Source organism: Pelagimonas sp. KU-00592-HH (assembly GCF_040369695.1).
Classification (GTDB): domain Bacteria; phylum Pseudomonadota; class Alphaproteobacteria; order Rhodobacterales; family Rhodobacteraceae; genus Shimia.
The window spans coordinates 391,746-406,601 of the sequence record NZ_BAABWM010000002.1; the positions used below are offsets into that span (position 1 = coordinate 391,746).

The following is a 14,856-nucleotide window of genomic DNA, read 5'->3' on the forward strand; positions in this document are numbered from 1 at the left end:
CGACATATGCCCGCCACCATCCACCGCTCTGACTATGCCGCCATGTTCGGCCCCACCACAGGCGACCGCCTGCGCCTTGCCGATACCGACCTCATCATCGAAGTCGAACGCGATCTGACGGCGGAACTGGCCGGTGCCGCCCAGACCGGAGGATCAGGCCCGAACGCCGCACTCTATGGTGAAGAGGTCAAGTTCGGCGGCGGCAAGGTGATCCGCGACGGCATGGGACAGGCCCAGACCACCCGCGCCGAAGGCGCCGTCGACACCGTCATCACCAACGCGCTGATCGTGGATCATACCGGCATCTACAAGGCCGATGTCGGCCTCAAGGACGGCCGCATCCACACCATTGGCAAGGCGGGCAACCCCGACACGCAACCGGGCGTCAACATCCCCGTCGGCCCCGGCACCGAGGCCATCGCCGGCGAAGGCCGCATCCTGACCGCAGGCGGGTTTGACAGCCACATCCACTTTATCTGCCCGCAGCAGATCGAAGACGCACTGCACTCCGGCCTCACCACCATGCTCGGCGGCGGCACCGGCCCCGCCCATGGCACGCTTGCCACCACCTGCACCCCCGGCCCCTGGCACCTTGGCCGCATGCTGCAGTCCGCCGACGCCTTCCCGATGAACCTCGCCTTCGCGGGCAAGGGCAACGCTTCCCTTCCGAATGCGCTGGAAGAACAGATCCTTGGCGGCGCCTGCGCCCTCAAGCTGCACGAGGACTGGGGCACAACCCCCGCCGCGATTGACTGCTGCCTCTCGGTGGCCGACGCCATGGACGTGCAGGTCATGATCCACACCGACACCCTGAATGAATCGGGCTTTGTCGAAAACACCGTCGCCGCCATGAAGGGCCGCACCATCCACGCCTTCCATACCGAAGGCGCAGGCGGCGGACACGCCCCCGACATCATCAAGATCTGCGGCGAGGAACACGTCCTGCCGTCCTCGACCAACCCCACGCGCCCCTTCACCGTGAACACGCTGGAAGAGCACCTCGACATGCTGATGGTCTGCCATCACCTCGACAAGTCGATCCCCGAAGACGTCGCCTTTGCCGAAAGCCGCATCCGCCGCGAGACCATCGCCGCCGAAGACATCCTGCACGACATGGGCGCCTTTTCGATCATCGCCTCGGACAGTCAGGCCATGGGCCGCGTCGGCGAAGTGCTGATCCGCACCTGGCAGACCGCCGACAAGATGAAGAAACAGCGCGGCCAACTGCCGGAAGAAACCGGCGACAACGACAATTTCCGCGTCCGCCGCTATATCGCCAAATACACCATCAACCCCGCCATCGCCCACGGCATTGCCCATGAGATCGGCTCGATCGAAGAAGGCAAACGCGCCGATCTGGTGCTCTGGAATCCCGCGTTCTTTGGCGTAAAACCGGAAATGGTTCTTCTGGGGGGCACCATCGCCATGGCCCAGATGGGCGATCCCAACGCCTCGATCCCGACCCCGCAACCGGTCTATTCGCGGCCCATGTTCGGCGCCTATGGCCGCTCGGTCGAACACTCTGCCGTCACCTTCGTTAGCGCCGCTGCACAGGACGCCGACATCGGCAACCGCCTCGGTCTCGCCAAGCAGACGCTGGCCGTGCAGAACACCCGCAACATCGGCAAATCCCACCTGAAACTCAACACCGCAACGCCAGAGGTCGAGGTGAACCCCGAAACCTACGAGGTGCGCGCCGATGGCGAACTCCTGACCTGCCAACCGGCCGAAACCCTGCCCATGGCGCAACGCTACTTCCTGTTCTGAGGCATCGAAAATGACCCAAACCATCGCCCGCGCCTATCACGCCCACGCCCACAAGGCCCTCGCCTCCCAGATCGCGCTCGACTACGAAGCGCGTTTCCTGCGGCGCAAGGTTCTGAAAACCGAGGATGGGCAATCCATCCTGGTCGACCTGCCCAAGACAACCTCGCTCGACCACGGCGGCGTTCTGGTGCTGGAAGACGGTCGCGAGATCGGCATCGTTGCCGCCCCCGAAAACCTTCTGGAAGTCACCGGCCCCGACCTGCCGCGCCTTGCCTGGCACATCGGCAACCGCCACACCCCCTGCCAGATCGAAGCGACCCGCCTGCTGATCCAGCGCGACCATGTGATCCGCGACATGCTTGGCAAGATCGGCGCCACGGTGCGCGAGGTGGTCGAACCTTTCACCCCCGAAGGCGGAGCCTATGGACACGGACGCACCCATGGCCACAGCCACTGACATCCTCAGGCTGACCCAATGGTTTTCACCCGCCTACCCGGTGGGGGCCTTTGCCTATTCCCACGGGCTGGAATGGGCCATTGAGGTGGGCGACGTGGCCACCGCCGCGCAGACCCGCGCATGGATCGAAGACGTGCTGCGCCACGGCGCGGGCTGGAACGATGGCCTGTTCCTCGCCGCCGCCTATCACGCCGAACAGGAAGACCTCGCCGAGATCGACGCAACCTCCCGCGCCTTTGCCGCCTCCTCAGAACGCCTCAAGGAAACCCGCCTGCAGGGTGCGGCCTTTTGCGATGTCACGGCCAAAGTCTGGGCAACCGACCTCGCCCAACTGACCTATCCGGTCGCCGTCGGCCGCGCAGCGCGCCTCGAAGGCCTGCCGCTGGACCTCGCCACGCAATTCTACCTGATGGCCTTTGTCTCCAACCTTGCCGCGGTCGCCATGCGGCTGGTGCCCCTGGGGCAGACCGACGGCCAAAGGCTGATCCGCGATCTCACCCCGCTTTGCACCGAAATCGCGGACCAGACCTGCGCGGGCTCGCTTGATGCCCTCACGAGCACAGCCTTCCTTGGCGACATCGCCGCGATGAAACACGAAACCCAATATTCAAGGATTTTCCGCACATGAGCACGATGAACGGACCCCTCCGCGTCGGCATCGGCGGCCCCGTCGGCGCCGGAAAGACAACCCTGACCGCCGCCCTGAGCGAAGCCCTGCGCGAGACGCATTCGATCGGGGTGATCACCAACGACATCTACACCCAGGAAGACGCCGAAGCCCTGACCCGGCTGCAAATCCTGCCCCAGGACCGGATCATCGGGGTCGAGACCGGCGGCTGCCCCCACACCGCCATCCGCGAAGATGCCTCGATCAACCTCGCCGCCGTGGCGGAAATGGTCGAGCGCCATCCCGACGTCGAAGTCGTGCTGATCGAAAGCGGCGGCGACAACCTCTCCGCCACCTTCAGCCCGGAACTCGCCGACGTGACGCTCTACGTGATCGACGTCGCCGCAGGCGAGGAAATCCCGCGCAAGGGCGGCCCCGCCATCACCAAGTCCGACATCCTCATTATCAACAAAACCGATCTGGCCCCGCACGTCGGTGCCTCGCTCGAGGTGATGGACCGCGATGCCACGCGGATGCGACAGGGGCGGCCCTTTGTCTTCACTGCCATGCGCCACCGCGAAGGCGTGGCCGATGTGCTGGCATTGCTGGCCGAGATCGGTGGCCTGACATTGCAGACACCGGAACCCGAACGCGCCGCATCCTGAACAACTGGCTGGCCCTACTGGCCCGCCAGCATCCAGCCCGCCGCCTTTTCCGCGATCATGATCGTGGGCGAATTCGTGTTGCCGCTGGTAATCTCCGGCATCACCGACGCATCAACCACACGCAGCCCCGCCACCCCTTTCATACGCAGGTGCGGATCAAGAACCGCCGTCTCGTCATCGACCCGCCCCATCTTGATCGTGCCAACCGGGTGAAAGATCGTGCTGGCAATGTCCCCCGCCAGACGGGCCAGCTCTTCATCGCTCTGATACTGGATGCCCGGCTTGAACTCTTCCGGCTCATAGGCCCGCATCGCGGGCTGCGCCATGATCTCGCGCACCTGCCGCAGGCTCTGCGCCGCAACAATGCGGTCTTCCTCGGTATCAAGGTAATTCGGCGCAATCTCCGGCGCCTTACGGAAATCCGAAGACGCGATCCGGATGTGGCCACGGCTGGTCGGGTTGAGGTTGCAGACACTCACCGTCATCGCGGGAAACTCATGCAGGTCCTCACCAAAGGCCTCAAGGCTCAGCGGCTGGATATGGTATTCAAGGTTGGCATGCGGCCGGCTCGGGTCTGACCGCGTGAACGCTCCAAGCTGGCTTGGCGACATGCTCATCGGCCCGCTTCGCTTGAACATATACTCAAGCCCAACCCGCGCCTTGCCCACCAGCGAATTCGCCAGCGTGTTCAGGGTTCTGGTCCCCTTGACCTTATAAACCGCACGGATTTGCAGGTGATCCTGCAGGTTCTCCCCCACATAAGGGGCATCCATCACCACCTCGATGCCGTGTTCCTGCAACACCCCCGCCGGACCAATCCCCGACAGCTGCAGAATTTGCGGCGAGTTCACCGCCCCCGCCGAGAGAACAACCTCCTTGCGCGCATGGGCCGTGACCGGCCTGCCCGCGCGATGCACCACGGCACCGGAACACTGCAACGCGCCATCCGCGCCCCTGTCGAATGTCAGCTTCTCGACCTGCGCCTCGGTCCAGACCGTCAGGTTCGGCCGCGACCTGGCCGGACGCAGAAACGCCTTCGAGGTATTCCACCTCCAACCCGAACGCTGGTTGACGTCGAAATAGCCCACGCCCGCATTGTCGCCGGTGTTGAAATCCTCGGTGCGCGAAATCCCGGTCTCCACCGCGGCATCCGCAAAACTGTCAAGAACATCCCAACGCAGCCGCTGTTTCTCGATCCGCCACTCCCCGCCATGGCCGTGCATGTCGGAAAACCGGCTGTTGTCACCGGTAACCGGATCAGCCCCGCCATCCAGCTTGTAATGGTCTTCATGCGCCTTGAAGTCTTCCAGCGAGTTCTCCCAACTCCACGCCGCCTCGCCGGTCAACGCCGCCCAGTTGTCATAATCCCGCGCCTGCCCGCGCATATAGATCATGCCGTTGATCGACGAACACCCACCCAGCGTCTTGCCACGCGGATACAGCAGGCTGCGACCGTTCAGCCCCTTGGCGGGCTGCGTCTTGTACATCCAGTCGGCCCGCGGGTTGCCGATGCAATAGAGATAGCCCACCGGAATATGGATCCACGCATAGGTGTCGGGCTTGCCCGCCTCCAGCAACAGCACCCGGTTCTTCGGGTCCGCGCTCAGCCGGTTCGCCATCAGGCACCCCGCCGAGCCTGCCCCAACCACGATATAGTCAAACCTGTTCTCACCCTCAGACACGTCTCACCCATCCCTCGTTTCATCATCCATGCCGCCAACGCGACGCACGACGCGCGCTCTCAAGGCACATCATGCACCCTTCATGGGGCCACGGGGGCACAAATACCTAATGACAAATCTCACAATGCTATATTAGGGATTTTTATATGGAGCGTTTCTCGAATATTAACACGATCTTGGCCTTCGTGACCGTGGCCCGCGAAGGCAGCGTGTCACGCGCCGCCGAGGTTCTGAACCTGACCCAACCCGCCGTCAGCCACCAGATCAAACGGCTAAGCGAAGAGACCGGCATCACGCTGTTCACCCGAACCGCAACCGGCCTGCAGATCACCAGCGACGGCGCCGCGATGCTCGACAAGGCAGAACAGGTTCTGCTGGCCATGGCCGAATTCCGCCGCAGCGCCAACCAGCGTGTCGGCCGCGTAAGCGGCACGCTCAAGATCGGCACCGTTGTCGATCCCGAATTCATTCGCCTGGGCCGGATGCTGAGCCACCTGCGCGCCGAATACCCGGACATCGAAACCGAACTGCTGCACGGCGTCAGCGGCGACATCCTCGCCTGGCTGAAACGCGGCCAGATCGACGCCGGCTTCTTCCTCAGCGCCCCCGACGAGATCACCGGCAACCGCGTCGAAGATGACGAGCCGATCCACGCTTTCAAACTGGCCGATTTCACCTACCGCGTCATTGCCCCCGCTGGGTGGCAGACCAAGATTGACCACGCCGACTGGCCCACGCTGGCCCGGCTGCCGTGGATCGGCACGCCCGAAACCTCTGCCCACCACCGCCTGCTGCGCAGGGTGTTCGAACAGCAAGGCTGCACGCAGAACGCCGTCGCCCTTGTCGATCAGGAATCCTCGATGCTGGAAATGGTCCGCTCCGGGATCGGCCTCAGCCTGTGCCGCGAGTCCATCGCCCTGCACCAGAAACAGGCCTTTGGCCTCGCCGTCTGCAACTCCGTCTCGGTCCCCGCCTGCCTCAGCTTCATCACCCTCGCCCCCAACAAGGGCAGCCCGACAATCTCGGCCCTCTTCAGCCTCCTGAAACACGTCTGGCAATAGCCGGTTCAGGCCGGACACCATCAAATGCGCTGTTCCAGCTGCGTAACCTGCGCACGCAACTCGATTTTAGATATCCCAAATTGACTTCATTTTCGCTCGAAGCTTCTTGCGACGTGATCTCAGCGCCCTCAAGTCCCACTCTTCTTCAAGCAAAACGTCTTGCGTTAATGGAAAGGATGTCTTTCCGTTTTCGTCGCAGAAATAGCTTTCCTTTTTCTCTTTGAAAGGCTTGTTTCCGGCACTCGAGTTCTTTTTTCGCGAAAGCAGCACAAGGTTGGCGAGATGATCGGTCCATTCTTCATAGTCTTCTTCGCTAAAGTCCTTCCACCCTTCTCCCGGAGTTTGGGGAAGAACATGCTCAATGGTTGTCTTCCCAGTGTAGATAAGCGCACCCTCTGAGATAGCGTCATTGAGGCGCAACAAGACAGGCAAACAAGGCTTTGTACCGTAGATGTCGCCATCTAGTGCTTCGAGAAACTCCTTTCGCTCATGTTTTGAAAGATCAAGCCGTGCATCAGACAACAAGTCGGTGGAAGACTCGGCATCCTCAATCGCCTTCAGAACGTCAACTGCACGATTAATTCTAACGTTTTCATACTTTCGCATGACGAAAAGGTAATATGTTTGGCGCTCTAGCCGACCAAGAAAGTCATGGAAACCCTCACTTCCAAATTTGCAAAGGTAGGCGAGCAACGGAGGAAGCCAATTCCTGTTGTCCACACGCCACAGAGAACGCAGCTTCTCGGCGCATTCATCACCGAAATCGTTCACTGCCTTTTGGTTATCTGAGCAAACCAAGTAGTGATCCACAATCGGATCAAGAACACGGTTAAAGAAGTTAGATATTTCCCCGAACTCTTTCACGTCCTTGGAGAACTGATCCTCCAACGCGCCTTTGGATTTTCTTCCCGCCTTCATAATCCTTATGTGCGTGAACAGTTGTGCGAACACATCGCGACCCACGGCTTCTTCATGGATCTCCCAGCGCTCTGCGTACTGTTCCATCACTTTCTCGCAAGAGCACTTTTCGAGTATTTGCGCCTTGAGAAAATCGGTTGCTTGCAAGTCGAGGCCGCGTGCGTTGAGAACTTGGAAAATACGGCGCGCTTCACTCGGAGAAGGGACCTCCACCACGACTAGGAAGCACTTATCACGCAAATATGTGACAAGTTTGGGAATATCTAAAGCTGCACGCAACACGTCGGACCGCAATGAGTTCGCGTTGCTTACATAGAGTTGTGCAACAACAGGGCTTGCGGAACTGGGCTGCGGGGACGACAATGTTGCACCCGGCCTTTGTACGACATCCCAAAAACACGTACGTTCTTGTACTTTGTTGCGAACAAGCAGCACAGGAGTTCCTTGGCTTTGCTTGTTCAATGCATCTCGTTCAGCTGTAACGAACTTGTCGATTGCACCACTAATGGCTTGGTCCTCGGCCATCAGGTCCCTTAACACCGAAAATAGTATGGTTAGTGTGGTCAACCGCTGTTGGCCATCGACAACTTGCGCAAGTTTTTCGCCAGGAGTTTTGACTAGAACAAGGCTACCGAGAAAGTATTGATCTCTACCCTCGTTCATTGCCTCGATAACGTCTTCTAGAAGCTCGCCTGCCTCCTTTTTTGTCCAAGAATAAGGACGCTGATACGCAGGGATTTCAAAGCGATAATTGTCTTTGCCGAAAATTTCACCCAGCGACCTGTTATTGGCTTCGATTTTAGAATCTGTCATGAACTCACCTTGCTAAAAAAATCGTCATTATTTATCGCCAACTTAACTGTCAGTTCAACCCAAAGTAGCCCAACCTTTGTTTGGGTTATCTTCTCGAAAAAACGTAGCCAAAGTCTGCTTGGGAAAACTAGCCCTGCGGCGTTTCATTGTCCGGCAAATGACTTGTTCGGACCGTCTTTGCAGTTGATACGTTTGGTGCTCTTCGAACTTGTGACCTGAGCCCCTGAATCTCCTCCAGCTTTGTGTAGAGTCCGCCCAACTGTAGGACGGACAAATGAAGACGAGATTCACCGACGAACAGATCATTCAGATGATCAAGGAACAGGAAGCTGGCGAGAAGACGGCTGACGTGTGCAGGCGCTATGGGATCAGCCAAGGCACCTTCTACAAATACAAGTCAAAGTATGGCGGCATGGAGCCGTCAGATGCCAAGAAGTTCCGTGCGCTGGAAGCCGAGAACGCGAAGCTGAAGAAGCTCTTAGCTGAGCAGATGTTGGACAACGCCATGCTTCGGGATGTGAACTCAAAAAAGTGGTAACGCCCGACGCCAAGCGCAAAGCAGTGGCCCATCTGATGGAGGCGCATCAGGTGAGCCAGCGTCGGGCATGCTCTGCTCTGGACGTGGATCGTTCTACAGTGCGGTATCAAACGCGTTGGTCAGATGATACGGAGCTGCGCGATGCCATGAAGGTGGTCGCCAAGGAACGTCGCCGGTTCGGCTATCCACTGCCCGGCAGGGCATTGCGAAGCAATGTCCCGAGAGGGGCGGCTGCATGTGATGGTCGAACGGCAGGGCTGGCAAGTGAACCACAAGAAGTTCCGTCGGATCTATCGCGAAGAGAAGCTCCAGGTGCGCCGCAGGGGTGGTAGAAAGCGGGCTCTGGGCACGCGAAGGCCGATGGTTGTGCCAGATGGTCCGAACCAGCGTTGGAGCCTCGATTTCGTATCTGATGCACTGACCGATGGTCGCCGCTTCCGTATCCTGACCGTGGTGGATGATCACACGCGGGAGAACCTAGCGCTGGTGGCCGATACATCGCTGTCGGGCTTACGGGTCACGCGAGAACTGGACCGGCTGATTGAAGAGCGCGGGGTGCCTGGAACAATCGTGTCTGACAACGGAACCGAGTTTACCAGTATGGCCGTTCTACGATGGGTGCAGGAGACCTGCATCGACTGGCACTACATTGCGCCAGGGAAACCAACCCAGAATGCCTTCATCGAGAGCTTCAACGGCAAGCTGCGCGACGAATGCTTGAACGAGACGCTCTTCACCTCATTGGCTGAGGCCCGTGACACGCTGGAAGAATGGCAGGAGGACTACAACACCCACAGACCACATTCGGCGCTCGGTAACCTGACGCCCAGAGAATTTGCTGAGAAAAGAACGATGGACAAACTGGCCGCGTAAGGCCATCAACCAAACCCAAGGACTCTCCGCGAGGTGGAGGTAACTTGGGGCTCAGGTCACTTGCAATAGTATCTAACCGCGTCTTGCTGCCAATTTCCCAAAGCACAGCGTCTGGCAAACTATCTCACCGTCTCCCCCCCTACCACTCGATCCTCTCCCCATCCCAGGCAAAGAACCCGCCGCTGTCTTCCGGCGTCAGCCCGTCCAGCACGCCAAGCATATGTGCCGCGCTTTCGGAAGGCGCTAGTTTCTGACGGCCGGCATAGGCCTTGGTGAAATCGGTCGCCACCGTGCCGGGGTGCAGGGCGACACAGATCGCCTCGCGGTGACTACGGGCCAATTCGATGGCCGCGCCGTGCACGATCTGGTTCACCGCCGCCTTGGCCGCCCGATAGCTGTACCAGCCGCCCATCCGGTTGTCCCCGATCGAGCCGACCCGCGCCGACAGCACCGCCACGACACCCCGCCCGTCCCGCCGCAACAGGCGCGGCACATGCCGCAGCACCAGCGCTGGACCAATGGCATTCACCGCGAACTGCGCCGCCATCTCTTCCGCGGTCAGCTCTGCCAGCGATTTCTCGGGCCGGGGCGCAACAACCGTCAGCGCCCCGCTGGCTACGAGGATCATGTCGAACCCGGGCGACAGCCCCGCCATCCCCGCCTCGACAGAGGCCGGATCGGTCACATCGAACCCGTGTTCCGATCGCGACAGGCCCGTGACCGCCACGCCGCTCTCTTGCAAGGCCCCCGCAAGGGCCCCGCCGATACCACCACTGTTTCCAATCACCAATGCGCGTCTCATGCGCTGCATCTAGCCCCTGAAAGTGGCGCGGCAAGACGGCGACTACCCGATGCGGATATCACCAAGATGCGCGGGCGGTTCGACCCCCTCCAGAACCCGCGGGTCGGCGACCGGCGCGCCAAGCCGCATCCGGATCGGCACTACACCGGCCCAGATTGGCAGCGCATAGTCCTCTTCGTCATCAGCCGGCGGCGCATCCCGCAACTTGGCCGAGGCCTGGGTGATCGGCATCCGAAAGATCGCCGTCGCCTTGGTCTCCTGCGGCTGCAACGGCCGCAGCGCCTCCCAACGTCCGGGAAAGATTTGATCGAACATGCGCTTTATATGCACTTCCTTGGCGTCCGCCTCCATCACCTGCTCGGCCTCGCCAAAGATCATCACCGACCGCTGGTTCACCGAATGATGCAGCGCCGACCGCGCCAGCACATAGCCATCCAGGATCGACACGGTCATGCAGACCTGGTTGCCCTTCATCGCCCTCAGCGCCCGGCTGGCCGAAGACCCGTGCCAGTAGACGTGATCGCCCTCGCGCCACTGCAACGTCGGCAGCACCGACGGGCTGCCATCCATCACGTAACCGATATGGGCCATCGGCATCGCATCGAGGATCTGGTGAATCACCTCGCGCTCGTAGGATCCCTTCTCGTGCAGCCGCCGCAGCCGCGTCCGCTCGGTCTTGTCCAGAGTGTCTTTTGCCATGGTCCGGCCTCCTTGATCGTCTTGAGGGCCGAAGTAAGCCAGCTTTGGGCCTGCAAAAATGTCCACTATCGCACTTTCTTTGCATACCAATTCTGCAAAAGCCCCATCCCGCCCCGCACAGAAAAACCCGCGAATGAGGCTTTTCATTTCCCACGCGGCATGTATAAATCGCCGCCATGATGATCACGGCACATATCGCAGCACCCGCACAGCGCACCCGCGCTGCGATTCTGGCCGACCTTCTTCTCCTAGCCCGCCTCTGAGCGTGCCGGTGCTGGCGCGACCGCTCAGAGGATAACTGCTTCGCGCCCGAACCCCACCGGACCCCCAGGAGAAAAAAGAGAGACTTCCAATGACCGATACTGCCAAACAAGACCGCGTCTTGATCTTTGACACGACCCTGCGCGACGGCGAACAGTCGCCCGGCGCCACCATGACCCACGACGAGAAACTCGAGATTGCCGAGATGCTCGACGAGATGGGTGTCGACATCATCGAGGCCGGTTTCCCGATTGCCTCGGAAGGTGACTTCAAGGCCGTCAGCGAAATTGCCAAACGCTCCAAGAACAGCCGCATCTGCGGCCTCGCCCGCGCCAACTTTGCCGACATTGATCGCTGCTGGGAAGCGGTGAAACACGCCGGTCAGAACCGCATCCACACCTTCATCGGCACCTCGCCGCTGCACCGCGCCATTCCCGACCTGACCATGGACGAGATGGCCGACAAGATCCACGAAACCGTCAGCCACGCCCGCAACCTCTGCGAAAACGTGCAATGGTCGCCGATGGATGCCACGCGAACCGAGTGGGATTACCTCTGCCGCGTGATCGAGATCGCCATCAAGGCCGGTGCCACCACCATCAACATCCCCGACACCGTAGGCTATACCGCCCCCGTCGAAAGCGCCGACCTGATCAAGCGCCTGATCGAAACCGTGCCGGGCGCCGACGATGTGATCTTTGCCACCCACTGCCACAACGATCTCGGCATGGCCACGGCCAACGCGCTGGCCGCTGTCGCCGGTGGTGCCCGCCAGATCGAATGCACCATCAACGGCCTTGGCGAACGCGCCGGCAACACCGCCCTCGAAGAGGTGGTGATGGCGCTGAAAACCCGCAACGACATCATGCCATGGCACACCGGCATCGACACCACCAAGATCATGGCCATCTCGCGCCGTGTCTCGACCGTGTCGGGCTTCCTCGTGCAGCCCAACAAGGCCATCGTCGGCAAGAACGCCTTCGCGCATGAAAGCGGCATCCACCAGGACGGCATGCTCAAGAACCGCGAAAACTTCGAGATCATGCGCCCCGAAGACGTGGGCCTCTCGGGCACCTCGCTGCCGCTTGGCAAACACTCGGGCCGCGCCGCGCTGCGCGACAAGCTCGAACACCTCGGCTTCGAGATCGGCGACAACCAGCTGAAAGACGTCTTCGTGCGCTTCAAGGATCTCGCCGACCGCAAGAAAGAAGTGTTCGACGACGACCTCATCGCCCTGATGCGCATCGGCGAGGATGATGCCAACGACGCCCTCAAGCTGGTCTCGATGAAAGTGACCTGCGGCACCGGCGGTCAGGCGGAATCCACCGTCGAGATGGAGATCAACGGCAAGGACGTGCAGGCCACCAGCTTTGGCGACGGCCCCGTGGACGCCACCTTCAAGGCCATCCGCGAATTGCACCCCAACACCGCGCGCCTGCAACTCTATCAGGTCCACGCCGTGACCGAAGGCACCGACGCCCAGGCCACCGTCTCGGTGCGCCTCGAGGAAGACGGGGTCATCACCACCGGCCAGTCGGCCAACACCGACACCGTGGTCGCCTCGGCCAAGGCCTACATCCACGCCCTGAACCGCCTGATCGTGCGCCGTGGCAAACTGGGTGAAGGCGTCGACGAACGCGAAATCTCCTATCGCGACGTGACCTGAGACCGAACGCGAACATGACATCCAAAGGCCGTCCCCCGCGGGCGGCCTTTGCACATCAAGACAGACAAAACATCGCCCGGCGGCACCGCCGGGCTGCGCCTGCCTGCCCCCCGGCAGGCGCATTCGCGCCTCCCCAGGCAGTCGCCGCCCTCCCCGCTTCCGGGCAACCCTCTCCTCCCTTCACATGCGACGGCAATGAGCTAGGATACCACCATGAAAACCCTCCTCATCCACACCGGCGGCACCATTGGCATGGTGGCCACCGATGACGGTTTCGCCCCCGCCGATGGGGTGGTCGAGGGTTTTCTCAAGAGCCACCTCGCGACCCAGGCAAACGCCTCGCAGATCGACATCCGCCGCCTCGCCCCGCTGATCGACAGCGCCAATGCCACCCCGCAAGACTGGGATCGCATCGCCGCCACCATCGCCGAGACCGACGCAGACTATGACGCCTTCATCGTCACCCACGGCACCGACACGCTGGCCTATACCGCCGCCGCCCTCTGCTTCGCCCTCGAAGGCCTGTCCAAGCCGGTCATCGTCACCGGCTCCATGCTGCCGCTCTCGGTTCCGGACAACGACGGCACCCGCAACCTCGCCGATGCCATCGCGGCCACCGCCACCGCCGCACCCGGCGTCTGGGTACAATTCGCAGGCCGCCTCCTGCACGGCGCACGGGTGCGCAAATCCCACTCGCGCGCCTTTGATGCCTTTGCCGCCGATCCCTCCGACATCGCCCCGCGCCAGCCCGGCACCGCCCTGACCCTGCACCGCACCGGCGCCCACAAGGTCGCTTTCCTCTCGGTCGCCCCCGGCGTGCCCACCGACCTCTTCGAATATGCCGCGCAAACCTGCGACGGCCTCGTACTGCGCTGCTTCGGCTCGGGCACCGTGCCGGGCACCAAGGGTCTGGCCCGCGCCCTGACCACAGCGGCAAACCGCGCCATCCCCGTGGTCGCCGTAAGCCAATGCCCCGAGGGCGGCATGGCGCTTGGCACCTATGCCGCCGCTGCCATCCTGCGCCACCACGGTGTGATCGACGGCGGCGACATGACCGTCGAAGCGGCCTATGCCAAGCTCACCTATGCCCTCGCCCACAGCCCCGATCCAGCCACCCGTCGGGCGCGCCTCGAAACCTCGCTCTGTGGCGAGTTCACCCCCTAGTTCGCCTTCAGGAACCCAAGCAGGCTGGCCGCCACCTGTTCCGGCTGGTCCTCCATCGCGAAATGCCCGCAGTCCGCGATCACCTCAAGATCACTGCCGGGGATCGCCGCGTTCAGACGATGCGCCCAGTCCACAACCTGCCACGCATCATCCGCCCCCCAGATCAGCTTGACCGGACGCCGCCCCAACTCGTGCATCCGCTCGGCAATCTCCATCGTGTGCTTGGGGTCGTAGTGGCGCACCTGATGCTGGAACAGGCTGCCCTGCCCGATCGGCCCGCTGATGAAATCAAGATAGGTCGCAAGCGGCCCCGCCCGCAGCGCCGCCTTGTTCTGCACCGTGCTCAGCAACCACTCTTCGAAATGCGCCCGGTGATCGGCATCCGGCGCCTTGATCAACGCCTCAAGACCCGCCTGCATCTGTTCACGCGTGCGCCGCGACGGGTAACTGTCATAGCTGACCACATCGATCATGCTCAGCGTCCGCACCTTCGCGGGCGAAAAGATCGCGAACCGCTGCGCCACCGCACCGCCGATGTCATGCGCGATCACATGCGCATCCGTCAGCCCCCAATTATCAAACAGCGCCTCCAGCACCGGCACCTGACCGGTGATCGACGTATCCACCGCCGGGTCACAAGGCCGCTCGGACAGCCCGTAGCCCAAGAGGTCATAGACATGCACCCGATAGCCCCCCGCCACCAGAACCGGCAGCACATTCCGCCAGATCAGCGAGGACGACGGCGTGCCATGCAAAAGAACAACCGGCTCGCCCGCACCATGCACGCCATGCGCGATGCGAAAGCCATTGATGAGGATGTGGTCGGTGACGATATGATCCATGGGAAGGCTCCTGTTTCCTGATGCTCCTGTTCTGCCGTCCA

At 61.5% G+C, this 14,856-nt stretch carries 12 protein-coding genes and 1 pseudogene; 8 read left to right on the forward strand and 5 right to left on the reverse strand.

What is annotated here, in order from left to right:
* The first annotated feature begins 6 nt into the window (after positions 1 to 6).
* Genes ureC through ureG form a run of 4 tightly spaced genes read left to right on the forward strand, consistent with a single transcriptional unit; the run spans position 7 to position 3,496 of the window.
* Complete coding sequence (gene ureC, locus ABWV42_RS08965) at positions 7 to 1,767, forward strand: urease subunit alpha (protein ID WP_353339832.1); 1,761 nt, start codon at positions 7 to 9, stop codon at positions 1,765 to 1,767.
* A gap of 10 nt (positions 1,768 to 1,777) precedes the next feature.
* On the forward strand, positions 1,778 to 2,224 hold the full coding sequence (ureE, locus tag ABWV42_RS08970) for an urease accessory protein UreE (RefSeq protein ID WP_353339833.1): 447 nt from the start codon (positions 1,778 to 1,780) through the stop codon (positions 2,222 to 2,224).
* A complete protein-coding gene (locus ABWV42_RS08975; protein WP_353339834.1) occupies positions 2,208 to 2,852 on the forward strand; it encodes an urease accessory protein UreF in 645 nt (214 codons plus the stop codon). The genes ureE and ABWV42_RS08975 overlap by 17 nt, the downstream gene beginning before the upstream one ends.
* Entirely contained in the window at positions 2,849 to 3,496 is a 648-nt protein-coding gene (ureG, locus tag ABWV42_RS08980) for an urease accessory protein UreG (RefSeq protein WP_353339835.1), read from the forward strand. The genes ABWV42_RS08975 and ureG overlap by 4 nt, the downstream gene beginning before the upstream one ends.
* A 14-nt stretch (positions 3,497 to 3,510) precedes the next feature.
* Here the strand turns inward: ureG and ABWV42_RS08985 are convergent, their stop codons facing one another.
* Positions 3,511 to 5,178 (reverse strand): GMC family oxidoreductase, encoded by a 1,668-nt coding sequence (locus ABWV42_RS08985; protein ID WP_353339836.1) that lies wholly within the window; start codon positions 5,176 to 5,178, stop codon positions 3,511 to 3,513.
* 146 nt (positions 5,179 to 5,324) lie between these two features.
* On the opposite strand from ABWV42_RS08985, the gene ABWV42_RS08990 reads away from it, so the two are divergent.
* Complete coding sequence (locus tag ABWV42_RS08990) at positions 5,325 to 6,239, forward strand: LysR family transcriptional regulator (RefSeq protein ID WP_353339837.1); 915 nt, start codon at positions 5,325 to 5,327, stop codon at positions 6,237 to 6,239.
* Between the two features lie 66 nt (positions 6,240 to 6,305).
* Here ABWV42_RS08990 and ABWV42_RS08995 read toward each other — a convergent pair whose 3' ends face one another.
* Entirely contained in the window at positions 6,306 to 7,970 is a 1,665-nt protein-coding gene (locus tag ABWV42_RS08995) for a DUF262 domain-containing protein (protein WP_353339838.1), read from the reverse strand.
* A gap of 274 nt (positions 7,971 to 8,244) precedes the next feature.
* Here ABWV42_RS08995 and ABWV42_RS09000 point away from each other — a divergent pair.
* Positions 8,245 to 9,381 (forward strand): annotated as a pseudogene (locus ABWV42_RS09000) (IS3 family transposase).
* Positions 9,382 to 9,520: 139 nt separating this feature from the next.
* On the opposite strand, the gene ABWV42_RS09005 reads toward ABWV42_RS09000, so the two are convergent.
* Positions 9,521 to 10,183, reverse strand: coding sequence for an SDR family NAD(P)-dependent oxidoreductase (locus ABWV42_RS09005; RefSeq protein ID WP_353339839.1), 663 nt, complete (start codon positions 10,181 to 10,183; stop codon positions 9,521 to 9,523).
* Between the two features lie 42 nt (positions 10,184 to 10,225).
* On the reverse strand, positions 10,226 to 10,882 hold the full coding sequence (locus tag ABWV42_RS09010) for a pyridoxamine 5'-phosphate oxidase family protein (protein ID WP_353339840.1): 657 nt from the start codon (positions 10,880 to 10,882) through the stop codon (positions 10,226 to 10,228).
* A gap of 352 nt (positions 10,883 to 11,234) precedes the next feature.
* Here ABWV42_RS09010 and ABWV42_RS09015 point away from each other — a divergent pair, with 352 nt between their 5' ends.
* Complete coding sequence (locus tag ABWV42_RS09015) at positions 11,235 to 12,809, forward strand: 2-isopropylmalate synthase (protein ID WP_353339841.1); 1,575 nt, start codon at positions 11,235 to 11,237, stop codon at positions 12,807 to 12,809.
* A gap of 213 nt (positions 12,810 to 13,022) precedes the next feature.
* On the forward strand, positions 13,023 to 13,973 hold the full coding sequence (locus ABWV42_RS09020; RefSeq protein WP_353339842.1) for an asparaginase: 951 nt from the start codon (positions 13,023 to 13,025) through the stop codon (positions 13,971 to 13,973).
* On the opposite strand, the gene ABWV42_RS09025 is transcribed toward ABWV42_RS09020, so the two are convergent.
* Entirely contained in the window at positions 13,970 to 14,815 is an 846-nt protein-coding gene (locus tag ABWV42_RS09025) for an alpha/beta fold hydrolase (RefSeq protein WP_353339843.1), read from the reverse strand. The two genes, ABWV42_RS09020 and ABWV42_RS09025, sit on opposite strands and share 4 nt — an antisense overlap.
* Positions 14,816 to 14,856 lie beyond the last annotated feature (41 nt).